The 24,547-nt window shown below is 45.1% G+C and carries 23 protein-coding genes and 1 pseudogene; 10 read left to right on the forward strand and 14 right to left on the reverse strand.

Going from position 1 to position 24,547, the window contains the following annotated elements; genetic code table 11:
- Window positions 1–6: 6 nt before the first annotated feature.
- The 7 genes from NBH03_RS06790 to NBH03_RS06820 all read right to left on the reverse strand — a co-directional run bounded on the left by NBH03_RS06790 (window position 7) and on the right by NBH03_RS06820 (window position 8,864).
- Window positions 7–1,083, reverse strand: a complete 1,077-nt coding sequence (locus NBH03_RS06790; protein ID WP_250798418.1) for a M24 family metallopeptidase — start codon at window positions 1,081–1,083, stop codon at window positions 7–9.
- Between the two features lie 94 nt (window positions 1,084–1,177).
- Window positions 1,178–2,617, reverse strand: a complete 1,440-nt coding sequence (locus NBH03_RS06795; protein WP_250798422.1) for an FAD-dependent oxidoreductase — start codon at window positions 2,615–2,617, stop codon at window positions 1,178–1,180.
- Window positions 2,618–3,049: 432 nt separating this feature from the next.
- Window positions 3,050–3,886 (reverse strand): ABC transporter permease, encoded by an 837-nt coding sequence (locus NBH03_RS06800; protein ID WP_015514988.1) that lies wholly within the window; start codon window positions 3,884–3,886, stop codon window positions 3,050–3,052.
- The gene (locus NBH03_RS06805; RefSeq protein ID WP_227081278.1) at window positions 3,887–4,906 is read right to left on the reverse strand and encodes an ABC transporter permease; all 1,020 of its coding nucleotides are present in this window, start codon (window positions 4,904–4,906) and stop codon (window positions 3,887–3,889) included.
- Window positions 4,907–5,138: 232 nt separating this feature from the next.
- Window positions 5,139–6,785 (reverse strand): ABC transporter substrate-binding protein, encoded by a 1,647-nt coding sequence (locus tag NBH03_RS06810; protein ID WP_250798424.1) that lies wholly within the window; start codon window positions 6,783–6,785, stop codon window positions 5,139–5,141.
- A 111-nt stretch (window positions 6,786–6,896) separates the two neighbouring features.
- On the reverse strand, window positions 6,897–7,862 hold the full coding sequence (locus NBH03_RS06815; protein WP_117540681.1) for an ABC transporter ATP-binding protein: 966 nt from the start codon (window positions 7,860–7,862) through the stop codon (window positions 6,897–6,899).
- A gap of 3 nt (window positions 7,863–7,865) precedes the next feature.
- Entirely contained in the window at window positions 7,866–8,864 is a 999-nt protein-coding gene (locus NBH03_RS06820; protein WP_215690417.1) for an ABC transporter ATP-binding protein, read from the reverse strand.
- A 440-nt stretch (window positions 8,865–9,304) separates the two neighbouring features.
- Here NBH03_RS06820 and NBH03_RS06825 point away from each other — a divergent pair, with 440 nt between their 5' ends.
- On the forward strand, window positions 9,305–10,117 hold the full coding sequence (locus NBH03_RS06825) for a TMEM164 family acyltransferase (RefSeq protein WP_250798428.1): 813 nt from the start codon (window positions 9,305–9,307) through the stop codon (window positions 10,115–10,117).
- Between the two features lie 13 nt (window positions 10,118–10,130).
- Here NBH03_RS06825 and NBH03_RS06830 read toward each other — a convergent pair whose 3' ends face one another.
- Window positions 10,131–11,087 carry an AEC family transporter gene (locus NBH03_RS06830; protein WP_250798431.1) on the reverse strand — a complete coding sequence of 319 codons (957 nt, stop codon included), beginning with the start codon at window positions 11,085–11,087 and terminating at the stop codon, window positions 10,131–10,133.
- A 30-nt stretch (window positions 11,088–11,117) separates the two neighbouring features.
- A complete protein-coding gene (gene asnS / locus NBH03_RS06835; RefSeq protein ID WP_015514980.1) occupies window positions 11,118–12,512 on the reverse strand; it encodes an asparagine--tRNA ligase in 1,395 nt (464 codons plus the stop codon).
- A gap of 355 nt (window positions 12,513–12,867) precedes the next feature.
- On the opposite strand from asnS, the gene NBH03_RS06840 reads away from it, so the two are divergent.
- From NBH03_RS06840 to NBH03_RS06880, 9 genes and pseudogenes are all read left to right on the forward strand, one after another.
- Entirely contained in the window at window positions 12,868–13,530 is a 663-nt protein-coding gene (locus NBH03_RS06840) for an IS607 family transposase (protein ID WP_250798436.1), read from the forward strand.
- A pseudogene (locus NBH03_RS16200) lies at window positions 13,478–14,640 on the forward strand (RNA-guided endonuclease InsQ/TnpB family protein). Before NBH03_RS06840 ends, NBH03_RS16200 begins: the two are co-directional and overlap by 53 nt.
- A gap of 175 nt (window positions 14,641–14,815) precedes the next feature.
- Window positions 14,816–15,850, forward strand: a complete 1,035-nt coding sequence (locus NBH03_RS06850; protein WP_250798441.1) for a transglutaminase-like domain-containing protein — start codon at window positions 14,816–14,818, stop codon at window positions 15,848–15,850.
- A 70-nt stretch (window positions 15,851–15,920) separates the two neighbouring features.
- On the forward strand, window positions 15,921–16,973 hold the full coding sequence (locus NBH03_RS06855; protein ID WP_250798442.1) for a type II secretion system F family protein: 1,053 nt from the start codon (window positions 15,921–15,923) through the stop codon (window positions 16,971–16,973).
- Between the two features lie 16 nt (window positions 16,974–16,989).
- Complete coding sequence (locus NBH03_RS06860; protein ID WP_015514977.1) at window positions 16,990–17,325, forward strand: hypothetical protein; 336 nt, start codon at window positions 16,990–16,992, stop codon at window positions 17,323–17,325.
- Complete coding sequence (locus tag NBH03_RS06865) at window positions 17,322–17,807, forward strand: DUF4860 domain-containing protein (protein WP_250798448.1); 486 nt, start codon at window positions 17,322–17,324, stop codon at window positions 17,805–17,807. Before NBH03_RS06860 ends, NBH03_RS06865 begins: the two co-directional genes overlap by 4 nt.
- Before the next feature lie 30 nt (window positions 17,808–17,837).
- Window positions 17,838–18,305: a hypothetical protein gene (locus tag NBH03_RS06870; RefSeq protein WP_250798452.1), complete on the forward strand. Its 468-nt coding sequence runs from the start codon at window positions 17,838–17,840 to the stop codon at window positions 18,303–18,305.
- Complete coding sequence (locus tag NBH03_RS06875) at window positions 18,302–18,904, forward strand: hypothetical protein (RefSeq protein ID WP_250798454.1); 603 nt, start codon at window positions 18,302–18,304, stop codon at window positions 18,902–18,904. Before NBH03_RS06870 ends, NBH03_RS06875 begins: the two co-directional genes overlap by 4 nt.
- Window positions 18,905–18,932: 28 nt before the next feature.
- Window positions 18,933–19,988, forward strand: a complete 1,056-nt coding sequence (locus NBH03_RS06880) for a type IV pilus twitching motility protein PilT (RefSeq protein ID WP_250798459.1) — start codon at window positions 18,933–18,935, stop codon at window positions 19,986–19,988.
- Between the two features lie 89 nt (window positions 19,989–20,077).
- Here the strand turns inward: NBH03_RS06880 and NBH03_RS06885 are convergent, their stop codons facing one another.
- The 5 genes from NBH03_RS06885 to NBH03_RS06905 form a co-directional block, all read right to left on the reverse strand.
- Entirely contained in the window at window positions 20,078–21,145 is a 1,068-nt protein-coding gene (locus NBH03_RS06885) for a PDDEXK nuclease domain-containing protein (protein ID WP_250798461.1), read from the reverse strand.
- 207 nt (window positions 21,146–21,352) lie between these two features.
- Complete coding sequence (locus NBH03_RS06890) at window positions 21,353–21,883, reverse strand: signal peptidase I (protein WP_250798463.1); 531 nt, start codon at window positions 21,881–21,883, stop codon at window positions 21,353–21,355.
- 81 nt (window positions 21,884–21,964) lie between these two features.
- A complete protein-coding gene (locus NBH03_RS06895) occupies window positions 21,965–22,987 on the reverse strand; it encodes a MucBP domain-containing protein (protein ID WP_250798466.1) in 1,023 nt (340 codons plus the stop codon).
- Window position 22,988: 1 nt separating this feature from the next.
- Complete coding sequence (locus tag NBH03_RS06900; protein WP_250798468.1) at window positions 22,989–23,783, reverse strand: hypothetical protein; 795 nt, start codon at window positions 23,781–23,783, stop codon at window positions 22,989–22,991.
- A gap of 15 nt (window positions 23,784–23,798) precedes the next feature.
- On the reverse strand, window positions 23,799–24,545 hold the full coding sequence (locus NBH03_RS06905; protein ID WP_250798471.1) for a hypothetical protein: 747 nt from the start codon (window positions 24,543–24,545) through the stop codon (window positions 23,799–23,801).
- Window positions 24,546–24,547 lie beyond the last annotated feature (2 nt).

Below are 24,547 nucleotides of genomic sequence, written 5' to 3' on the forward strand. Positions count from 1 at the left end.
AACAAATTAACCGATAATCTGAAGTTCCTTTGGATAGTGATTCAGCACCTCACAGCCATCCTCTGTCACCAGCACCAGATCTTCCACACGGACACCTGTATCATCTGTCAGATAAATACCCGGCTCAATAGAGAAAATCATACCCGGAACGGCTTTGTCTGTATTCACAGAAGAAACATCACCAAACTCATGCTCTGAAAGTCCGATAAAATGACCCAGACGATGGTTAAACTGCGGACCGTAGCCTTCATCAGTGATCAGCTGACGGGCTGTATTGTCCAATTCACAAAGAGGAATGCCCGGTTTGATCTTGGCAATGGCCGCTTCATTCGCCTTGCGGACTGTTTCATAAATATGACGATGTTCGTCACTCACTTCCTTGAAGTAGAAAGTACGTGTCATATCAGAACAATAGCCCTTTCTGATGCATCCCACATCAAAGAGAACACAGTCACCCACCTTCAATACCGTATTGTCCGGTTCATGATGCGGGTCTGCTGCATTGGCACCAAAAGCAACCAGCGGTTCAAAGGAGTAACCGTCCGCACCCAAATCCATATAAATCTTCAGCATCTGGTCTGCCAGTTCTTTCTCTGTAACACCTTCATGGATAATGGCCTTGAACTGTGCCATGGCCTTGTCGTTGATGTCTGAAGAAATACGCATCAGTTCCTGCTCTTCTTCATCCTTGATGCCTCTTGTATTGTCCACAGCCAGAGAAGCATTGACAAACCCGGCTGCTGCTTTCATCTCCATCAGCGGCAGCAAAAATCTTGCTTTCAGTTCTTTATCCACACCCAGAGGTGCATCTTTGTCGAGATACTTGGCCACGATCTCCATAGCAGGATCTGTGTCGGAATACCATACCTTTTCAATACCCACTTCCTGAGGTACTGTAAATAATCTGTTCAGGAAAAAGGCATGATGGCCGTCTTCTCTCAGATATAAACCATAAAAACGTTCAAAAGGTGACACATAAACACCGGTGAGATAATAAATGGACATCGGATCAACGATCAGCATCTGATGCAGTCCCATTTCCTTCAGGGCTGCCATAATTCTGTCTACTCTATTCTGCTTCATAGCAAATGCTCCTTTCAAATCTTCATCTGCCGTCAAGTATATCACTTTCTATAGTGGTTTTCTATAGTTTATCTGACTTTCGTAAATTTTATTATTAACGCATCAAAGTTTTCAACGCTTTAACCGCATTTTCTCCGGCAATTCGGCCTGAATTAACCGCAAAGCCGAAACCGTGTCCACTCATGACAACATTGTATACGTCCGCATCTGCGCCGCCGAAATCCACACCGGCTACATAAAGATTCTCAACCGGTTTGTAATCACCGCCTAAAGCTTCAAAGCGTTCATTGACACGAATACCGCCATGGGTGATCAGCATGTCTTCTCCAGCCTTAATGGCATAATAAGGGCCTTCCTCCATAGACAGCATATAACGCTTATCCTTGGCAAACCAACCGTCTCTTCCTTCCTTGCAGAAGCCGTTGTATTCCTCCATAGACGCTTTCACTGTTTCTTCATCACAGCCGATAAACGCAGCCAGTGCTTCATAACTGTCTGCTTTGCAGAGAACACCGTCCGCAATGGCCTGCTCCATAGTAGTGTCCAGTCTTTCTTCCACATTCGGCGGCATATGAATCGTCTCAATCATATCCTTGCCGTCGCTCAGGGTCTGGTCTAACAATGCCTGATTGAAAACAACCCATACCTGACCATCCGGCTGACGCAGGCAGGCATTAAAGGATACTGCAAAATTATACACAATCCCTTCATCTGCAAAACGTTCACCAAAACGATTCAGCCACACATTGTATGGTTTGCCTAGGAAAAGATTCAGCGCATCATATCCCTTAATCTTCGGTGCTGCCGCTTCCATGGTAAAGTTGCCTTCCACTTCCGCACCCGCCTCAAGCGCCATTCGGATACCATCTCCCGGATGACGCATGCCGCCGCCCTGGCCTACCAGTTCACGCTTAAATCCTGGGTAATATTTTTCAACCATTTCATCGTTGCCCGCAAAACCGCCTGTACACAGAATCACCTTCTGTGCCTTGATCACCACTTCGCCGTCCTTCATCTCACACACAGCGCCGCAGACACTGGCTTTTTCGTCTTTAAGTAAAGTTTTACCCTTGGCGCCTGTGAGAATGCGCACGCCTTTTTCTTCGCAGATTCTTTTCAGATTGCGGATGACGCAATGCCCCACATTCTCCTCAGCCTCTGTAATATGAAAAACCTCCGGTATCTGGTTCGGGATATGATGCACCACGTCGCAGAATTCAACACCTCTGTCCATCAGCCAATTGACGGTATCCCCACTCTTGTCAATCAGTGTACGGATAATCCTGCCGTCAATCTTCCAATGGGAATAATTCATACAATCCCTGAAAATCTGATCTCTGTCCGCAAAAACAAGCTTCTTGCGCTGTATCTTGCTGTCCACACCAAAAATGCCTCTCGGGAAAAGGCCGTTTCCGCCCACCGCCGCATTCGCTTCCGCAACCGTTACCTCTGCACCCATCTCTGCTGCTGCAACAGCCGCCGCCATGCCGGACGCGCCGCCGCCGATAATCAAAATCTCTGTCTTCAATTCCATGTCAGAACCTCCTGTAGTCATTTTATTTCCTGCACTTTTATTAAAAATACACCAGCTAATAGCCATCTGAAAGCACTTTATAAAAGTCCATCTTTACAGTACATTTTTGATACTAAGTACATGATACATGTGAGGTCTGAACTTGTCAATTACGCAGAAATATCTAACATAGTACGCCCAAGCATACCGCGGAATTTCATCTTCCACTCATCAAAATTATCATAGCCAGCTGCGAAACACACACATCAAAAAGACCGCTGCCTATTCACAGATTCATAGCAGGTGCTGCGATTGCGGTCGGTACTTAGGTGGTGTCTTTTACCACCTTATGTACCGCTGCCAGCAATCGGCAACGCAAGTGTGCCTGCTATGAATCTGTGAATAGGCAACGGTCTTCGTAAAATATTGTGTTTCGCAGCGTCAATTATAATTTTAGAACTGTTTTCGCAATTTCGGATCCAGCAGATCGCGGAGTCCATCACCAATGAAGTTGGCCCCCACAGCCATTGTAAAGATTGCCAATCCAGGGAATCCTGCCACCCAGAATTTATTGAAGTACTGAACACCATCAGATACCATCATACCCCATTCAGGTGTTGGCGGAGCAGAACCCAGACCAAGGAAGCTCAATGTGGAGAACATCAGAATCTGATTACCGATATCCGTTGTCGCCATGATCAAAACAGAAGTAATACTGTTTGGAATGATTTCCTTTAATAAGATACGGATTCTTGACGCACCAAGCGCTTCCGAAGCAGTAACGTATTCATTTTCACGGACGCTCAGCACCACGCTTCGCATGACACGGGCATAAGACGGCCATGCAACAATAACAAGAGCAAACATGGTGTTAAACAGGTTGGAACCCATGACTGCATTGATAATCATTGCCAGGATCAGTGACGGGAAAGACAGAATCATCTCTGAAAGACGCATCATGACATTGTCCACAGCACCACCTACATAACCGGCAATAGCACCGTAAATCGTACCGATACAGCCTGCGATCACAACCGTCAGACAGCCTGCCAGCAATGAATAACGTCCGCCGTAGATCACACGGCTGAAAATGTCACGTCCAAAGTTATCTGTACCAAAGATATGCGCCGCTGAAGGCGCTTTTAATCTCAGGGTCAGATCCTGGACAACCGGATCATAAGGTGCCACAAAAGGGGCGATAATAGCCATGATGATCCAAAACAGACAGATGATGACGCCGAAAGTGAAAAGATAATTGGACTTAAACATTTTTTTCAAAGAATGTAACATCTAACTGCACCTCACTCTCGGGTCAATGATACCGTACAGGATATCGACCACTGTATTAATAATCATATAATTCAGCGCAATCAGCAGCGCCACGCCGATAATCGACGGATAGTCATTGGACAGGACGGACTGATACGCAAACTGACCAACTCCCGGCCAGTTGAAAATTGTTTCAACAAGTACCATACCGCCAAGGAGATTGCCAAAACCAAGACCAATAACCGTCAGTACAGGAATCAGTGCATTGCCAAGCGCATGATGGATGATCAGTCGAACATTTGACAGACCTTTTGCACGGGCTGTACGGATGTAATCTGTGGACATAACATCCAACAGATTGGAACGTGTTGTTCTGGTGATCAGGCCCATGGTAAAGGCAGCCAGAACTGTACCCGGAAGAATCAGATGTCTCAGGGCATCCAGTGCCTTCGGAATATCACCCTCAAGCAGACTGTCGATAACAAAAAATCCTGTTACTGTCTGCGGTGCACTGAATGCATTGCCAAGACGGCCCGGTCCCGGCAAGATCTGCAGTTTGTAATAAAAGAAATACAATACAAGCAGTGCGAACCAGAAACTTGGCAGGCTGACACCTGTAACAGAAATCGCACGCACGATCTGATCAAGAATACTATTTCTCTTAATCGCAGAAATCACACCAAATAAAATACCAAACAGGGTTGCCAGAATGATGGCAAATACTGCCAGTTCGATCGTCGCCGGATAGCAGCGTGCCAATTCACTTAAAACTGCATTGTTGGTACGGATAGATGTACCCAGATCAAAATGCAGCAGATTCTTCATGTAGTATACATACTGCACAATAATCGGCTGATCCAGTCCGTATTTTGCCTTATAGGCGGCCACAATTTGAGGATCACCCAATGCTCTCTGGCTCAGATTGGCGGTTACCGGATCGCCGGGAACCAGTTTTGTCAATATAAAAACCAACGTCGCCACACCGAACAGCATAATCACAAGGTATACAAGTCTTTTTCCTATAAACTTCAGCCGTTCCATACGACACCTCTCTCTCTTTCGTTTTAGCTTTCCGACAGCAGACTGCGCATCGCTTATCTGCCGCCAAACATCTGATGAACAGATATTTCCGTCAGTCAACTGTTGCCTCCGAACATAAAAAATGTCCTGAACCAGCCGACTCACGGCAGCATCTGTTGCCGTCCTGTTTAAAATCCACAGGGCGCAGAAGCGATTTCCGCGCCCCGTGGAGAAATCATCCGAAAATGATGGATTATTTGATTGTGATCTGTGTCAGATCCAGTGAATATGGATCAGAAGCAGCGACACCGTCAAGTCTTGTGTTGTATGCAATATGTGCAGGTGCCTGAGCGATCATAAGCCATGGACCGTTCTCATATGTATCGTCCTGAATCTTTTCAAGAACAGCAATACGTGCATCGTTGTCTGTTGCATTCAGTGTATCTGCGTAAAGCTGAGCCAGATCAGGATCCATATCTGTTGTCCAGCCTGCTCTTAAACCAACGGACTGACCTGGAAGGAATTCAAGCTGTACGTTAGGATCGTTGTAATCTGTTGACCAGTACATAACTGTGAAACCGATCTTGCCGTCACGGTAATCATCGCCAAAACCTGCTGCCCATGGCTGGGAAACGATATTGACATTGATGCCGATCTGAGAAAGGTCATCTTTAACCTTCTGAGCAAGGTCTGTCAGAAGAACACCTTCCATATCAAGGTCACAAACAGGCATGTCGATATCAAAACCATCCGGATAGCCTGCATCTGCTAAAAGCTGTTTTGCTTCGTCAATATTAGTGTAATCTGCAGGGCGCTGTCCTTTTGCACCCATGAAACCATCCTGGATGATGGAATAAGGTGTCTCTGCGCCTTCACCGACGATTGTCTGGATACCTGTGTAATCCAGTGCTTTACGGATAGCCTGCTGTACCTTTGGATTAGAAACAGGGCCGCCGTATTCTTCGTTCATATTCATCAGAAGGAAACCAACTGTCTTTGTTGCAGTGTTGATCTTGGCAACATTGTCGCCTGTCAGTTCAGACATTGTATCATCTGTCATGTTCATGGCAATATCAAGGTCACCTGAAGATAATGTCATCATCTGTGTATTGGCATCCGGCTGGATCTTGATGACATATTTGTCAACATTTGTAGACTCACCCCAGTAGTTAGGGTTCTTCTCAAGAACGATTTCAGAATCAGGTGTATAGCTTGTCATGATGTACATACCTGAACCTGCACTTGCTGTGTCAAGATAAGCCTGTGCTGTATCTGTTGAAGAAGCATCTGCTGCATCTGTACCGCCATGTTCCTTAACAACCGCGCTGTCAAGAACTGCCAGCGAGCTGTATGTCAGCTTGGAAAGGATTGCACTGTCAGGCTGTGTCAGATGGAAAACAACTGTGTAATCATCCGGTGTTTCAATGCTGTCGATAGTATCGCAGATGAAGGATGGATTACCCTGAAGATTCTTGCAACGATTAATACTGAAAGCAACATCGGCAGATGTCATTTTATTGCCGCTTGCAAAGGTAACATTTTCTTTCAGTTTAACTGTTAAAGTCTTATTGTCCTCTGAGAATTCATAAGAATCTGCCAGACAAGGTTCTGCTGCACCGTCATTGCTGTAGAACTTGAAAAGATTCTCATAACATGCATTAATAACAAGCGGTGGATATTTCTCGTAAACATATCCTGGATCCAGTGTGGAGAATCCGGCACCGATTGCCACTGTTACTGTTGTGCTTCCGCCTGCTGCTGAATCGCTTCCAGCTTCTGAAGAAGCAGCATTTGTCTCGCCTGATGCAGGTGCTGCTGCGTCAGATGAACCGCCGCCGCATGCTGTGCAGCTTAAGACTACAGCAATGCCCAGGGCCATTGCTAAAAATTTCTTTTTCATAACCTTAACCTCCTAAATAGAAATTTCTTATGTATGGTGATTGCGAAATACTCCGTTATGTAATGCCTACCTGTTTGTCGGCCGTTTCCGCAATTATCATCAAATTAAAAATCATTCATACAAATGGCAGGCCACATAATGTCCCGGCGCCACTTCCTTGAGTTCCGGTGCCGTCTGTCTGCACTTGTCGCAGGCCTTCGGACATCTTGTGTGGAAATGGCATCCTGAAGGCGGATCATAAGGGCTCGGCACTTCACCTTCCAGATGAATCCGCTCCTTCTGTTCTTCCTGATCAACCTGAGGAATCGCTGACAGCAATGCCTCTGTATAAGGATGATAGCGTTTTTCATAAAGCTGATCGTAATTGGCGATCTCAACCATTTTGCCGAGATACATAACGCCGACACGGTCACTGACCTGATAAACAACATTCAGATTATGTGAAATGAAGAAATAGGTTAATCCCAGTTTCTCTTTCAGTTCCTGCAAAAGGTTCAATACCTGTGCCTGAACAGAAACATCCAGTGCGGATACCGCTTCATCACAGATAATAATCTGGGGTTCCAGTGCCAGCGCCCTGGCAATACCGATACGCTGTTTCTGTCCACCGGAAAGCTCATGCGGATATCGGCTCAGATGATAACTGTCCAGCCCCACCAGCTGCAGCAGTTCCATAATCTTCGCATCCACATCAATCTTGCCTTTGAGGTTGTGAATTTCAAAAGGCTCCATCAAAATCTGCTTGATGGTTCTTCTTGGATTGAGACAGGCCGACGGGTCCTGGAAAATAATCTGGGCTTCCTTGCGCATTTCCTTTAACTGTGCACCTTTCAAACCTGCAATATCTGTCCCGTTTAAATAAATATGACCATCTGTCGGCTGCTGGAGTCTGATCAGTGTCCTGCCAAGGGTACTCTTACCGCATCCGCTCTCGCCGACAACACCAAAGGTCTCACCTTTCATGATCTCAAAGGATACATCATCAACGGCTTTGACTGTCTGGCCCCTTTTCTTGCCTTTAAAATAAACTTTGACATGGTCGGCTTTCACCAGCACTTCTTTGTCATTTGCTGCCATCAGCTAACCCTCCTTCTTCTCGGCTGCATCCGCATACAGCCAGCATCTTACCTGACGTTCTTCCGACAGCTGTACAACCGGCGGCTCGCCCTGCTTGCACTGTTCTGTCGCATGCGGACATCTCGGCCAGAAACTGCATCCCGAAATCTGCTCTGTCGGATTCGGCACAACGCCCTCAATAGTCTCAAGGGGCGGACGATCCTTTGTAATTCTCGGAATCGCACTCATCAGGCCGACTGTATAAGGATGCTTCGGATCACTGAAAAGCTCTCGAACAGGGGCTTTTTCAACAATTCGTCCGGTATACATAACAATGACCGTATCACACAGCTCACTGACAACACCTAAGTCATGGGTAATGAAGAGAACTGATGTATTCATCTGCTCATTCAAACCTCTGATCAGATCCAGGATCTGTGCCTGAATCGTCACATCAAGGGCCGTTGTCGGTTCATCGGCGATCAAAATCTGCGGTTGGCAAGCCAACGCCATGGCGATCATAACACGCTGTCTCATACCACCGGACATCTGGTGCGGGTACTCATGGGCCCTCACTTCCGGGTTGGCAATCCCCACTGCCTGCATCATACGAATGGCCTCTTCCATGGCCTCCTTCTTATTCATTCCGCGGTGGAGACGAAGCGACTCTGCAATTTGCCTGCCGCACTTGATGATCGGATTCAGGGAAGTCATTGGCTCCTGAAAGATCATGGAGATCTCATTCCCCCGGATTTTCTGCATATCTTTCTCTGATTTCTTCACAAGATCCTGTCCCTTATAAAGAATCTCTCCGCCGACAATCTCACCTGGAGGATTCGGGATCAGCTGCATAATACCAAGAGAAGAAACACTCTTACCGCTTCCGCTCTCGCCGACAATGCCGAGCTTTTCACCTTTATGTAATGTATAATTCAAATGATTAATGGCTTTGACCGTGCCTTCCACAGTCTTAAATTCCACGCATAAATCTTTGATCTCTAATATTTTCTCACTCTGATTCATGGTCTGATCACATACCTTCCATTTATCCATCAAACTGCATCATCTATTCACACCGTGTCAATGTCTTCTTTTGCATAATGTGACTGTACACTTTAAAACGCCTTTGTACGCCAAATCGCTTTCGTACTTCGATGCGCCAATACGTTATAAGTATATCTTTTTACAGTTTTTTATATGTATAACAAAAAAGATACCATACTTTATTTCAGAATTCAACACAATTCTTTCACAAATATAAAAAAATCCCCTAGTGTTCCCAGAGGAAATACTTATGAAAACTTTTTTGAGTACAGTCCCAAAATATTAAAAAGTATTTTCACAAGAAGAATACATTGTCTGAATTATGATATACTAAATGTGTATATGTACAGATAAAATTTTATTCATAATGAATATTTTATTTATTGAGGTACCTAACTATCCCGAAAGAAGGAATTTATATGTCTTTTTTGGAATGTCTTCTCCGACTGACAGCCTGGCCGATGACACCGCCGGTTCTTTACGGGCCTTTTCATTTGCTCGCAGCCTTTGGCGGAAGCGCTGCGGCTATTTGGGCTGCATGGCTTTTCTCCCCTAAAGATCATCCAAATACAAACACTCGTATTCATCAACAGAAATTTGACCGAATCATGCTGATTTCCGGTGTAATTCTTCTGATCGGCGAATTATATAAACAGCTGATGAATTTTTATGTTGTCAATGGCCACGTTTATGACTGGTGGATTTTTCCATTTCAACTTTGCAGTCTCCCCATGTATCTGTGTCCCCTGTTGATCATGATACATAACGAAAAAAGGCACAGAATTCTCTGTACCTTTTTGCTTGATTTCAATATGATGGGGGCTGTTGCCACCTTTATCGACCCCTCCGGTATTTTTCATCCGTACTGGATGCTGACACTGCATGGCATCCTTTGGCATCTGATGTTGATTTTTGTCGGATTCGTCATTATTTTCAGTCACGAAGCCGATCTTACAACCAGAGGCTTCCTTCGGACACTGCCACTTTTTGCCTTTTTCTGTCTGGCAGCCGAAGTTCTGAATGGTATCCTGCATCGCTTCAGCGCCGCCAACCTGTTCTATATCTCCCCATGGGAAATGTCCACCCAGCTGCTCTTTGGCGATATCGATCGGATACTCGGCCGTCCGATAGGCATTCTCCTGTACATTCTTGCGATGGCTGCCGGCGCCTGGCTCATTCATAATGTTGCCAGAAAGATTACCGCTGTCTGTCTCACCGCCAAATCACTTTAATATTTTTCATCCGTTATACAATCCCCGTTATCCGCATCAGATAAATACCAATCGTCATAACAATAACGGAACACGGTACTGAGGCCAGTATGGCATTGGCCGCCAGGCCATCGTCGCCGCCCATGCTCTTGGTCATAATAAACACATTCATGGCCGTCGGCACTGCAAACAGAACGAACACCGTCACGATTTCTTCCGTCGGCATACCCAGGAAAATCGCCAACAGTGTCATCACAACCGGCCCAAGGATCAACTTGAACAATAGCGCCAGACGGATGGCTTTCCCTTCTCCCTTGACCGAATTATCCACCATTCTGGCTCCGATCATCAGCAGTGCCATCGGTGTTGAGATGGCCCCGAGATAAGTCAGGGATTTCTCAGCCGCATAAGGCAGCGGAAGCCCGGTCATGGCATAGAGTACACCAAAAATAACCGCCAGGATCATCGGATTCTTTAAAATATTTAAAAGCAGCTTCCCCGGCTTCATGCCTGACATATCGCCGCTATATATAGAAAGGATCAGAACACCCAAAATATTGTAAACCGGCATGATAAATGTCAGCACAAGCACAGAACAGGCCACATGATCTGTCTGAAGAATATTCTCGATGATCGGCAATCCGATATAAATATAATTGCCTCTGTATGCACTGTGTACTGCTGCTGCAATCTTCCTGCCGTCATGAATACAATGGCTGATCACCAGCCACGCCAAAAGAAAAACGCCGATGGTTCCGCCGACTGTCACAAGGATAAATCGGGGATTCATCAGCTCAGTAAAATCACTTCCGGCCACGTCCAGAAACATCCGGGCCGGAAGTGCATAATAAAACACAACATTGGAAATAGAACCGACGAAATGCTCATCGACGGTTCCTCTCCGCCGCATAAAATAACCAATCGCAACAACAATAAAAACGGGCAGAATGGTATTCACACTAAAAATCAGGTCATTCAACATTTCGCCCATAGCATTTCTCCTGTTTTAAAGAACTAAAAATTACAATTCGCAGTTGTTGACTGTACGTGGGAATGGGATAACGTCTCTGATATTGCCCATACCTGTCAGGTACATCACGCATCTCTCGAAACCGAGGCCAAAACCTGCATGACGTGTTGAACCATATTTTCTCAAATCAAGATAGAAGCTGTAATCTTCCTCCTTCAGGCCCAGTTCTTTCATACGTGTCAGCAGCTTGTCGTAATCATTCTCACGCTCACTGCCGCCGATGATCTCGCCGATACCAGGCACCAGCATATCCATAGCAGCAACTGTCTTGCCGTCCGGATTCTGTTTCATATAGAATGCCTTGATATCCTTCGGATAGTCTGTCACAAATACAGGGCGTTTGAAGATCTTCTCTGTCAGATAACGCTCATGCTCTGTCTGAAGGTCGCAGCCCCAGCTGACTTTGTAATCAAATTCATCATTGTGCTTCTCCAGCAGTTCAATGGCCTCTGTGTAAGTCACACGGCCGAAATCAGAAGTTCTCACATGCTCCAGTCTTTCAAGAAGGCCCTTGTCCACAAACTGATTGAAGAACTTCATTTCCTCAGGTGCATGCTCCAATACATAGCCGATAACATACTTCATCATGCTCTCTGCCAGTTCCATATCATCCTGAAGATCAGCAAAAGCGATTTCCGGCTCGATCATCCAGAACTCAGCCGCATGGCGGGTTGTGTTGGAATTCTCAGCACGGAATGTTGGTCCGAATGTGTAAATGTTGCGGAATGCCATAGCAAATGTCTCGCCGTTCAACTGACCGCTGACAGTCAGGTTCGTTGGTTTGCCGAAGAAATCCTCTGAAAAATCAACCTTGCCCTCTTCATTCTTCGGTACGTTGTTCAGGTCCATCGTTGTCACCTGGAACATCTCGCCGGCACCTTCGCAGTCACTGCCTGTGATCAGCGGTGTATGCACGTATACAAAATCTCTCTCCTGGAAAAACTGATGGATCGCATAAGCAATAAGAGAACGCACTCTGAACACAGCTTCAAATGTATTGGTTCTCGCTCTTAAATGTGTCAGTGTACGAAGATATTCAAATGTATGTCTCTTCGGCTGCAGCGGATAATCCGGTGTGGAAGCACCTTCGATCTCAACTGTCTCAGCCTGGATCTCAAATGGCTGCTTCGCCTTCGGTGTAGCCACCAGCTGGCCCTTAACAATCACAGCTGCACCTACGTTCAGATGGCAGATGTCGCTGAAATTCGCCATAGCATCATGGAAAACAACCTGTAAAGGCTCAAAATAAGTACCGTCATTCACAACAAGGAAACCAAATGTCTTGGAATCTCTGATGTTGCGCACCCAGCCGCCGATTTCGACTGTCTGACCGAGATAATTGTCGCGATTTCTGAAAATCTCTCTGATTGTTGTTAACTTCTGCATATAAAATTCCTCCGAATTGATTTTAAAATAGATGATAATACGCAATTACTTTTATTCTACCACAGCTTTCCGCAAAATACTATGCTATTATTTCGTCTATATGGGGCATTTACAATTTTTCCCACAAAAAAGAGATACCTGCCTTTACTTTCATAAAAAATGCGTCGTTTACATTTTCTGACACAAAAAAACAGAGATGTTTTCATATTAAATATATGGTATACTGATAACAGTTTTAATGAAAAATCATCCGAAGGAGGTTGTTAACAGTTAAATATAAATTATAAAATCATATAAGTCGGTGCTGAGTTTTATAAGATATTAGAGTAGAATATTATTGAAAGGAGTTGATACTTTGAGTAAATATTATTCTATACATGAATTTTCAAAAATTATAGGCGTATCTGCTCAGACATTACGAAATTGGGATGCCAATGGAAAACTTCATCCGCATCATACTACAGTAAGTGGCTATAGATATTATTCCGATGAGCAACTCAACCAAGTAATAAATGTAAAGCCTAAAAATCGCATTACAATTGGATATTGTCGCGTTTCAAGCCATAAACAAAAAGATGATTTGGAACGACAGATTGATAATGTCAAGACATATCTTCTGGCAAAAGGGCAGCCGTTTGAGATAATAAGTGATATCGGTTCTGGGGTTAATTATAAGAAAAAAGGGCTTCAGGAATTGATCAGACGAATCTCTCAAAATCAGGTTGAAAAGGTTGTTGTTTTATATAAAGACAGGCTATTGCGACTTGGTTTTGAGTTGATAGAATATATCGCTTCACTTTATAATTGTGAGATTGAGATTATTGATAATACTGAAAAATCTGAACAGCAGGAACTTGTTGAAGATCTGGTTCAAATAATCACAGTATTCAGTTGCAAATTACAAGGAAAACGAGCGAACAAAGCTAAGAAACTTATCCGAGAATTGATGCAGCAGGAGGAAACAGATGGTAAAAGCCATAAAAGTAATGTTGATACCAAACAACGTACAGAAAACTAAGATGTTTCAGTACGCAGGAGCTTCTAGATTTGCTTATAACTGGGCTTTGGCCAGGGAAAAAGAAAGTTACGAAAAAGGTGGCAGATTCATTTCAGATTCAGAACTCAGAAAAGAATTTACAAAGCTTAGACATTCTGATGAATACGCATGGTTATTAAATATTTCAAATAATGTAACCAAACAGGCAATCAAAGATGCCTGTACTGCGTATAAGAACTTTTTCAAGGGTTTGCAAAAATTCCCAAGATTCAAGTCCAGAAAGAGATCAATGCCGAAGTTCTATCAGGACAACGTTAAGATACAATTCAGTAATACCCACGTTAAGCTTGAAGGATTTTCTTCCAGCAGGAAAGCAAATAAGCAAAAAAGAATTGGGTAAGACTTGCAGAACATGGACGTATTCCAACAGATGTTAAATATATGAATCCGAGAATATCCTTTGATGGATTGAACTGGTGGATCAGTGTATGTGTAGAATTTCCTGACTGCAAGGAAACATTTAATGATGATGGAGTTGGCATAGACTAAGGGATTAAAGACTTAGCTGTCTGCTCTGATGCCGTTAAGTATAAGAACATCAATAAGAGTCAGAAAGTAAAGAAACTAGAAAAACAGAAACGTAGATTACAGCGTAGTATCTCTCGTTCTTACGAGAAAAATAAGAAAGGGGAAAGTTACTGTAAAACAAATAATGTAATCAAAAAGGAAAAACTTTTATTAAAACGAAATCACAGATTAACAAACATCCGTAAAAACTATTTGAATCAGACCATATCTGAGATCGTAAATCGAAAGCCAAGATTTATTTGTATTGAAGATCTGAATGTCAGCGGAATGATGAAAAATAGACATCTCTCCAAAGCAGTACAGGAACAAGGATTTTTTTGGTTTAGAAAACAGCTCGAATACAAATGCAATGATAAAGGGATTCAGCTTATTGTGGCTGATCGGTTTTATCCATCATCAAAGCTTTGCAGCTGCTGTGGAAACATCAAAGAAGATTTGAAGTTATCTGACAGGGTTTATAGATGTGAATGTGGGAATATGATTGACAGAGATTTCCAGGCATCTATAAATCTCAAGGCTTATGGAGAACGATTTGCAAGCTAACACTGAAACGTTAATGCAAATATGTACGGATACGTTAGTCCGGAATTTACGCCTATGGAGAGTACAAGAACTTGTGAGTAGATAGATATTTATATCATCAAAAGCATACTCGTTGAAATAGGAATGAAACATGGAAGTTTATAACTTTTTATAAGTTTTCAGTAACGGTTCACGCATGCACAATCGATCAAAGCACACATACTGTGCATCCCTGTTCTTCCTGCTATTGATATTGCTATTTGGCAGTTCCTGCCTTCTGACCGGCTGTTCAGGCGGCACCTCATCGAAGGCAGAGGCAAACGCCGGCCACTCCGGCGGCTCGAATACAGATGGCTCCGGCGGATCCGGTTCAGACGCAGACGGCTCCGGCTCAGATGCAGACAGTTCCGGCCAAAAGCGTGCCGATGCCTATGCCTCCCTTGTTCCCACCGCATCCGGTGAGACATGCTATGGTGATGACAGTGTTTCCATTGACGCCTCCAACATTTCCGATGGGTATGTGATGATCCGCTACACAGGCCGCTCCGAGAAAGCCAAGGCCCAGATCACCATTCCCGACGGTACCGTCTATACATACACCATCAAAGGCAGCGATTACAACACTTTTCCGCTGACCGGCGGTAATGGCGATTACACCCTCAAAGTCTATGAATGGGTAGTTGACAACAGTTACGCCCTTGCCTTTTCCAAGGATCTCTCCGTCAGCCTCAGCGATGAATTCAAGCCATTTCTCTATCCGAATCAATATGTCTGGTTCACCGGTGATTCCCAGGTCGTCGCCCTGGGCAGAGAATTATCCGACCAGTCTGCCGATGATCTGGACTACGTGCAGAACAGCTATTACTATGTGATCCGGAATATTTCCTATGACAACGATAAAGCCGAGAATACACCCACCGACTATGTGCCGGATATTGACACGATACTGGAAGAAAAGAAAGGCATCTGCTTCGACTATGCCTCTCTGATGGCCGCATTGCTGCGCTCCCAGTCCATTCCGACAAAACTGGAAGTCGGTTATTCCGGTGAAGCCTATCATGCCTGGATCAGCGTTTACCTCACGGAATCCGGATGGGTGGACAATATTATCGAATTTGACGGCAAAGACTGGGTACTCATGGATCCGACCCTGGCTGCCAACAACAGTTCCAAAGCCGTAGCCAAATATATCGGAGACGGCAGCAAATACACTGTGAAATACTCTTATTAATCCTGCATTCACAGTTTTCCTGTCAATCTGTGGATCTATACAATATCCTGCATTTATGGAGGGAATGATCATGAACAAATCACCACAATTAAAACCACTTTCCAATCCGGAACTTTCTTCTTTCAGCAGCCAGTTATCTCTGATCCTGCGTTCCGGTATCTCTGCTCTGGAAGGGATTTCTATCATGCTGGAGGATGCATCTTCAGAGGAAGAGAAAGCCATTCTCAACGCACTCTCAGAGAATCTACAGGAAACAGGTACACTAAACGGCGCACTGGAACAGACACAGCTTTTTCCGGCTTATATGACACATATGGTCCGGATCGGTGAAGAAACCGGAACACTGGACGATGTCATGGCCGCCCTCGGCGACCACTATACCCGTGAAGATACCATTGCCCGAACGATCCGGAGCGCTGTCACTTATCCAATGATCATTATCAGCATGATGATCGTTGTTATCCTCGTATTGATCATCAAAGTCATGCCGATCTTCAACCAGGTCTTCATTCAGCTCGGTTCGGAAATGTCCGGATTTTCCAGAGTTCTGATGGACCTCGGCAATACCATCAACCGCTATTCCGTTGTATTCATTGCGGTTCTTGCAGTCATCGTCATCGGCTTTTTCGCCTACAACCACACCGCCAAAGGTGCCGCTTTCTTAAGAGGGCTCGGCAGCCATATTCCTGCCATCCGACGCATGCATCATGATATTGCATCATGCCGGTTTGCCAGCGGCATGGCGCTGACTCTCAAAAGCGGCATGGCTCCCGAAGAATGTCTGAGCCTTGTCCGCGAATTAAATGATGATGAAGCCTTTCAGAAAGAGCTGACCGAATGCGAACAATTACTGGAAAACGGTACAGATTTTACAGCTGCACTCCATCAGACAGGTATTTTCACCGGCGTCTATGCCCGTATGGCTTCCATCGGCTTCAAAACCGGCTCACTGGATCAGGTGATGTCCGATATTGCCGAACTCTATCAGGAGGATCTAGATAACCGTATGAGCAATACATTATCCATCTTAGAGCCAACCCTTGTCATTGCGCTCTCACTTGTTGTCGGTTTCATTTTACTGTCCGTTATGCTTCCGCTCGTCGGAATCATGTCCAGCATCTAAGTCAGGAGGCCCACTTATGGTACGATTTCAAAATCAAAAGAAAAGCCGGAAAAACCGCCGGGTTTTTCTGTCCATTTGTGTTTTTCTGGTCATTCTTCTGCTTTTTATCTCCGGCATTGATTCATTTTCGGACAGCACCCGCCGTCATCAGAAAGAAAGCCTGGAACGGGCATTAAACCGCAGCATCGTCTACTGCTATGCAACGGAAGGCACCTATCCCGAAAGTCTGGAAGACCTGAAAGCGCATTATGGTCTGACCTATGACGAAGACCTCTTTTTCGTAGATTATCAGACCGTCGGTGCCAATATTTATCCGGATGTGACCATCATTGAAAAGGGGGCAGGCAAATGAGATTTCAATCCAGGAAACATCATATCATTGATATTTTGTTTCCCATCTCCCTGTATTTTGTTTTCACTGTATCGGCCCTGACAGTGCTTCTGCTGGCCACGAATGTTTACCGTACAACCACTGAGAACTCGGCTTTGAACTTTAACGCCAACACTTCTCTTTCCTATATTACTGAGAAAATTCACCAGAACGATACCGAAGGTGCCGTATCTATCGGCAGTTTTGACGGTCATCAGGCACTGATTCTGAAGCAGCATTACAACGACACGGAATATGTCACTTATATTTATGTCAGTGAGGGAAATCTGATGGAATTGTACACCAAAAGCAGTGCAGATGTCGATGTCGGCTCAGGCAAAGTCATTCTGCCGCTGCAGTCATTGGATATGGAGATGTCTCAATCGGATCTCCTGCATTTGACATGTACCGATGCGCAGGGACACACCATTGCGTCCTATATCAGCATCCACAGTGAGTCATAGCACCTGTCACGGGAAAGGAATAGGATTCATATGAAATATCAACGTCACAATAATATATCCAGTCTGTTTCTTCTGGAACTTATACTTGCCGTTCTGTTTTTTTCCGTTGCAAGTGCCCTCTGCATCCAGATTTTTACCAAAGCCCATCTGATGAGCCAGGATGCCAGGGATCTGAATTTCGCCGTCAATGAAGTCAGCAGTATGGCCGAACAGATTTCAGCCGGCACTCTGCATTCAGATACAGCGGCTTCATCCGATGATACAGCATCTGATCCGTCCACACAGATGCCCGACGATTCGTTGCAGGATGCCGCCGCCTACTATGACAGCGGCTATGCATCCTGTGAAAAAGCAGATGCCGTTTATGTCCTGACCGTCCATTATGAACCGGAAAATACCCTTCTGAAGGCCCATATTTCCATGGATACTATCGCTGACAACCGGAATATCTACACACTGGATGTCACTAAGCACCGACAAAGGAGGGCCGAATCATGAGAAAACAGTCAGAAAAAGCTCCAGCACCTTTTTTTAATATCGGCGCCTCTTCTCTCCTTGTCATCTTCCTGATCCTCTGTCTGGTGACCTTTGCCATCCTGACACTGACCAGCGCCAAAAGTGATGCCGACTTTGCAGAGAAACTGGCCCATCACAAAACGAACTACTATGCGGCCTGCAATACGGCAGAAAGCACCCTGGATGAGATTGATGCCGTCCTGGCCGATGCCTGGCAGCTGTCAGACACCGACACCAGCAAGAATTCGATAAATAACGACAGCAGCCAGCCTGACTCGACAAGCAACGACAGCAGCCAGCCTGACTCGACAAGCAGCGACACTGCTGCTGTCTTCACTGAAATCGAGACCCAATTGACAGCACTCGATAGCCGCGAACAGCTGCAGCTCTCCATGGATTTTACACAGAGTGAACCAACCATTTCTTATGCTGTCGCCATCGATGACAAACAGAACCTCTGTGTCACGCTGACACTGACCGCAGCGCCTGCCAAGGGGGAGGCTTACTACCGCATTTCACAGTGGCAGGTTCAGTCTTCCGGTGAGTGGAAGGGCGATCAGACTTTGAATTTAATGAAATAAGATTTAGCAAAAACCAAAGGAGATTTTTATGAACGCCAGAGAAATACTTGAACAGGCCGTCAAAGAAGATGTTTCGGATATTTTTATCGTAGCCGGACTTCCTGTTTCATGCAGAAAAAACGGCAATATCATTCAGACACAGGAAGAAAAACTCTTCCCGAAAGAAACTGAAGCATTATTAAATGAGATCTATGGCATGGCCGGAGACCGTGATATGATGAATCTGCTGGTTCATGGTGATGATGATTTCTCATTTGCCATACCCGGAGTTTCCCGTTTTCGTGTCAGTGCCTACAAACAGCGCGGCGCTCTGTCAGCCGTTATCCGTGTCATCACATTCCAGCTGCCGAATCCACAGGAACTTGGCATTCCTGAAGCTGTTATGCAGTTTGCCGATCACACCAAGGGCATGATCCTTGTCACCGGCTCCGCCGGCAGCGGCAAGTCCACTACCCTTGCCTGCCTGATCGACCGCATCAACAACACGCGAAATACGCATATTATTACCCTGGAAGACCCGTTGGAATACCTGCACCGTCACAACAAGAGCATTGTCAGTCAGCGAGAGATCAAGATTGATACGGACAATTATGTCACCGCTCTGAAAGCCTCCCTTCGCCAGAGCCCGAATATTATCCTGCTGGGCGAAATGCGTGACTATGAAACCATCAGCGTTGCCATGACAGCCGCCGAGACCGGTCATCTCCTTTTCTCCACGCTGCACACCATCGGAGCAGCCAATACCATCGACCGGATCATCGATGTCTTTCCGCCAAACCAGCAGCATCAGATCGCCGTTCAGCTGTCCATGGTCTTAAATGCCGTCATCTCACAGCAGCTTGTGCCGACGGTAGACGGACAAATGGTACCTGCCTTCGAGATTATGAGCGTCACACCGGCCATCCGCAATATGATCCGCGACAACAAAGTCCACCAGATCGACGGCCTCATTGCCACATCGGCCAAAGATGATATGATCTCCATGGATATGAGTCTGATGAACCTCTGTAAACAGGGCATCATTACAAAGGAAACTGCGCTGACCTACGCATCCAATCCGGAAATGCTGAAAAAAAGGCTATAAAGCAGAATGCCTTTCCGCGGCATAATAAAAAAGGCCGGACTAAAAATATCTGCTTTAAGTCCGGCCTAAATAATCTAAATTCTTTCAAATCACTTTTTTACATCTTTCTGTAATTCGCTCTCTATTTCATCAATTGACGGCAATGAACCTTTAAAATTCTCTGGTATCAACTTTGACAGCTCATACGCAGATACTCCCAAAGGTTGACTGCTCGATTCTAATGCATATTGTGCCTTTATATCATCTTTTGATTTGCAAACAAGTAATCCCAATGTAGGCTCATCCTTTTCTGTTTTCAATTGATGATTAACCGCCACTACATAGGTTCCCAACTGCCCGGCATAAGACGATTCGAACTCCGTAACCTTTACTTCAACTACTACATAACAATGTAGACGAATGTGATAAAACAACATATCAATAAAATTTTCTGTCGTTCCAATCTCAATCCGATATTCGCGTCCTACAAAAGCGAAGCCATTACCTAGCTCTAATAAAAATTTCTGAATATTATCCATCAGCGCATCTTTCAGTTCTTTTTCATTATAACTTTGCGTCAGTGTAATAAAATCAAATTTATAAGGGTCCTTCGTAATTTCCTGTGCTAAATCACTTTGAATAGCCGGAAGTGTCTGACTAAAATTTGTAATCGCCTTTCCTTGTCGTTCAAAGAGATCCGTATCCAAAAAATTGAGCAATACTGCTCGCGACCACCCATTTTGAAGCACTTGATTTACAAAAAACAATGCTTTTCTCCGATTTCCATTACACTTATCTATAATAAGCTTGTGATGTCCCCACGGAATGGCAAAAATTGTCTCTACCTCTCCATTTCCGAAATCTTCCCCAACTTGGGGAAGGTTTGAAATTTCGCTGTATAATTCAGCAAATTTCTGCATATATCGTAAGTTTGTTTCCGAAAATGATTTTACATCGGGCAATTCTTTACGCAAATCACGGCTAATCTTTTTGTAAAAGCCCTGACCATATGAAAAACTATCCTTTCTGTCATGAAGTTCTTTACCTAGCTGCCAGTAAAATCGAAGCATTTCATCATTTACTTTTACCATTGCTTTAATTTGACTCTGCCGAAAGCGTTTACTCACTTCTGAAATCCATTTCTTATATTGTTCATCTATTTCTATTATTTTATCCATACTCACTCCACATACTTCTGAATACTGAACGTCCCGCAGTCATATCTATTCTAATCATTATACCAGCCAGCAATGTTCTATTCTTATCTCCAATTATACATACCTCTTCTGAATTAGGCAACGGGTGTAATTTCGGACTTTTTGTCAATTTTTCTGCTAAAAAAGTCCAAACGCCACTTATCAAAAACGTTCGGACCTCATTATATTCTATTCCTCTTTTTCTCTCTTACCCTGCAGCACCGCCGCCAGTATCTCCAGCACGATGGCCAAACCGATCATGGAAACCGCTGCAATCTTGCCGTTTGTACCGGTGATCGTCTGGAAGATGCCTCCCAGTTTCGGCACAGACAACTGCACCTTTCCTATGTAATTCGCATATGGGATTGGATTCATGTCATTATCACTGTTGGCATCGCCCTTCGTGATAAAATTACCCATAGCCGCACTGTTGGATACCACACGATGAGTGACAATAGAACCATCCGCATCCGTTCCATAGAAAGCAATAACATCCTCTGTCTGGATCTCTTCCGGCTGGATATACTTCACATACACCAGACTGCCCGTCGGTATCGCCGGTTCCATACTGCCGCTGATCACTGTGTAAATCTCATAGCCGAAAGCTTTCGGAATCGTAATTGGAAGATATGCCGCCACAATGATGATTAATAAAAGAGTGCCCAGTACGCTGCATACTGCAGCCACCGGGCTTTTCTTCTGCCTGTTGCGTCTAGCCAAAATCAAATTCTCCTTTGTCAGCAGGCAGTACTGTTCTATTCCAAACAGTACTGCCTGCTGTTACTTGTCTTTCAATAATGTCTATCTTGAACGTTTCTTCAGATAAACAAACAATGCTGCCAACGCTGCTACAGAAAGAATACCAATGGCTGCACCGCCTACCATCGGCAATGTATTGCTGCCGTCTTCTGCATCAATATTGGACTTTGGTGTTTCCTCGTCATCCAGGTCTACCAGTGTCTCCGGTACCTGATTATCCGGAATATCTGTCGTCTGGTTATCCTGATTATCGGCATCCTGACCGTTATTCTGATTGTCTGTCGTACCGCCTGCATTGGTATTGGCACCATTGGCCGTATTGTCGCCTGCCGCATTGTTCGCTGCGTTTGTACCATTCGCAGCTGTACCAGTTCCTGTACCTGTCGTACCGGTTGTACCCGTTCCCGTCGTGCCGGTTCCTGTTGTACCTGTACCGGTGGTTCCTGTTGTCGTTGTCGTCGTTGTTGGACCCGGAACAATGGTTGTCACAGTTGTTGTTGTCTCAACAATACGATCTGTCTCACCAGGCGTATAGGTGAATGTAAATACATTCTCGCTTTCATTATCACTCAAAGTCTTGGTCAATGCAAGGGCCTGAGGGATATAATTCTCAATATACTTATAAGCAACCACCGGCTTATCACCGGCATTGCCATAAAATGTCTGGCTGTCGGCAAGGGTCTTGCCATTGGCATCCTGATAGTTCACTGTGTAAGCCACCATATCGCCTTTGATGCCGTATGCAATAACGTAATCCACATCGCCGTCCACCTCGATCGTCGGTGTGGCAAGGGCTTCTTCATTGTCACGTCCGCTGAGACGGAAGCCTTTAACATAATACTTGTCATCCGTTACCTTGACGCTGTTGATGTCCAGGATAACCTGTGAACCAAGGGAAAGACCTGTGATCTCTTTCTGTTCCTGTCCGTCAATCGTGCCTTTATTGCCCGCATATACCGTTACCTTGTAGGTATATGTATCTGCTGCCATAACGCTGAATGCAGAACCAACCGTCAGCACTGCTGCTGCAAGAAGAGATACAAATAATTTTTTATATTTTTTCATCTTAGTTCTCTCCTTCCCTGTGCTGTCTTGTTTTTCTGGAATTGTTCAAAAGGATAATGCCTGCGATCAGGAAGATCAGACCGCCTACAAGACCGATCACCGAATACATCAGCAAATTGGATGTATCACCGGTCTTAACGGCTTTTCTGGAGGTTGTCAGATTGTTTTTCTGAGGCACCTTTTTCTCGATCACTGTGTTCTTCTTAATGGTCTGGCCCTCTTTGACCTTCTCAACTGCGAAAGTCATACGAAGCTTCGCCAGTGTCTGCTGGTAGCCGTTATTACCTGTCTCGCCTTCCACGCCGACTTTCAGATAAACAGTACCACTTTCACCCTTGGCCAGTCTGCCAAGATAGAAATATTCATCCAGTGAGGCATCCGCCTGTTTCAGACCTTCACCGGCTGCGGAACTGCCTTCGCCGCCCACGGTGCTGCTGTCATATAAAACTGTTTCTTTGTTCTTGCTGTCCACATAGGTCAGACGGTACTCATAAGCCGCGCCTGATGCGGAATTCTGTGCATCCTCCAATGTCTGAAGGACTTCATTGGTCATATACCAGTCTGTATTGCTGCTGTCCTGATTCGTCAGCTGAACATGCAGTGTAATACTGTCACCCGGCTGGATCTCAGACATAGAATCCGTCACATCTTCATCCTTGAAATTACTGTTCAGCTTGCTGCCGTCAAATGTTGCCTGCCATCCGTCAGCGCCCTGATAATCTCTGGCAAATGCTGTAAGAGGTGCCCCAACTGCCAGAACCGCTGCCATCATGAGGCACAAAATCTTCTTCTTCATACTCTGTACCTCCTATTAAAAACCAATGCTGGATTCATCATCGGATACGCTGACATCCACGCCCCAGGCACTCTTGATAGCCGCTTTGGCATTGTGTGTCTGAACCGCATCAACTTCTGCATCCAGATTGAATGAATAACCGTCGTATTTGTACTGATAAGTAACGGTGGAACCATCTGTCACCTTGTTCACCTGCTGTGCCACGGACTCATCGATACGAATCGTATCGGAAAGTCCCGGTGTGTTCTCTCCCGGTGCCAGTGCCTTTGTGTAATAAAGCACCATACGTTCCGGTGTGGACTGATCCTCGGCAACCACCCATCCGCTGTTCTCCGGAACATTCAGTTCAATGAGATCCGGTGAAAGCTCTGCATTCTTCCTGCCCTCTTTGTCCTTCCAGCTCTTTGTGATAATGACTCTGACAAATGTATCAATATCGCCGCTGTTAGTCACGCTGATGGCTTCATCATACTGTTTGCCCGGTGTAAACTTCTCATTCTCACCAAGCATATTGGCCAGAAGCTTGCCTTCTGTATTGCCGCTCCACTCATTGCCGGAAACATAATCTCTGCTGCTGACAACCTGGCCGTTCTCCACCAGAGAAACACCGATATGCTTCAGATTCATCTGTGCGGAATAGTTCTCACTGTAGTAAGTCAGCGCCGCTCTTGTGCTGCCTACTGTACTGCCAAGCAAAAGTACTGCCGCTGCTCCCAGAAGCAGGGCAACTTTTTTCGGAAATAAAATCTTATTCTTCTTCATGA

The organism is Coprococcus intestinalis (assembly GCF_023656595.1).
Classification (GTDB): Bacteria; Bacillota; Clostridia; order Lachnospirales; family Lachnospiraceae; genus Coprococcus_A; species Coprococcus_A intestinihominis.

Coding starts and splice junctions, on each gene's coding strand:
- NBH03_RS06790 (WP_250798418.1), bottom strand. CDS start 1,083: ATGAAGCAGAATAGAGTAGACAGAATTATGGCAGCCCTGAAGGAAATG.
- NBH03_RS06795 (WP_250798422.1), bottom strand. CDS start 2,617: ATGGAATTGAAGACAGAGATTTTGATTATCGGCGGCGGCGCGTCCGGC.
- NBH03_RS06800 (WP_015514988.1), bottom strand. CDS start 3,886: ATGTTACATTCTTTGAAAAAAATGTTTAAGTCCAATTATCTTTTCACT.
- NBH03_RS06805 (WP_227081278.1), bottom strand. CDS start 4,906: ATGGAACGGCTGAAGTTTATAGGAAAAAGACTTGTATACCTTGTGATT.
- NBH03_RS06810 (WP_250798424.1), bottom strand. CDS start 6,785: ATGAAAAAGAAATTTTTAGCAATGGCCCTGGGCATTGCTGTAGTCTTA.
- NBH03_RS06815 (WP_117540681.1), bottom strand. CDS start 7,862: ATGGCAGCAAATGACAAAGAAGTGCTGGTGAAAGCCGACCATGTCAAA.
- NBH03_RS06820 (WP_215690417.1), bottom strand. CDS start 8,864: ATGAATCAGAGTGAGAAAATATTAGAGATCAAAGATTTATGCGTGGAA.
- NBH03_RS06825 (WP_250798428.1), top strand. CDS start 9,305: ATGTCTTTTTTGGAATGTCTTCTCCGACTGACAGCCTGGCCGATGACA.
- NBH03_RS06830 (WP_250798431.1), bottom strand. CDS start 11,087: ATGGGCGAAATGTTGAATGACCTGATTTTTAGTGTGAATACCATTCTG.
- asnS (WP_015514980.1), bottom strand. CDS start 12,512: ATGCAGAAGTTAACAACAATCAGAGAGATTTTCAGAAATCGCGACAAT.
- NBH03_RS06850 (WP_250798441.1), top strand. CDS start 14,816: ATGCACAATCGATCAAAGCACACATACTGTGCATCCCTGTTCTTCCTG.
- NBH03_RS06855 (WP_250798442.1), top strand. CDS start 15,921: ATGAACAAATCACCACAATTAAAACCACTTTCCAATCCGGAACTTTCT.
- NBH03_RS06860 (WP_015514977.1), top strand. CDS start 16,990: ATGGTACGATTTCAAAATCAAAAGAAAAGCCGGAAAAACCGCCGGGTT.
- NBH03_RS06865 (WP_250798448.1), top strand. CDS start 17,322: ATGAGATTTCAATCCAGGAAACATCATATCATTGATATTTTGTTTCCC.
- NBH03_RS06870 (WP_250798452.1), top strand. CDS start 17,838: ATGAAATATCAACGTCACAATAATATATCCAGTCTGTTTCTTCTGGAA.
- NBH03_RS06875 (WP_250798454.1), top strand. CDS start 18,302: ATGAGAAAACAGTCAGAAAAAGCTCCAGCACCTTTTTTTAATATCGGC.
- NBH03_RS06880 (WP_250798459.1), top strand. CDS start 18,933: ATGAACGCCAGAGAAATACTTGAACAGGCCGTCAAAGAAGATGTTTCG.
- NBH03_RS06885 (WP_250798461.1), bottom strand. CDS start 21,145: ATGGATAAAATAATAGAAATAGATGAACAATATAAGAAATGGATTTCA.
- NBH03_RS06895 (WP_250798466.1), bottom strand. CDS start 22,987: ATGAAAAAATATAAAAAATTATTTGTATCTCTTCTTGCAGCAGCAGTG.
- NBH03_RS06900 (WP_250798468.1), bottom strand. CDS start 23,783: ATGAAGAAGAAGATTTTGTGCCTCATGATGGCAGCGGTTCTGGCAGTT.
- NBH03_RS06905 (WP_250798471.1), bottom strand. CDS start 24,545: ATGAAGAAGAATAAGATTTTATTTCCGAAAAAAGTTGCCCTGCTTCTG.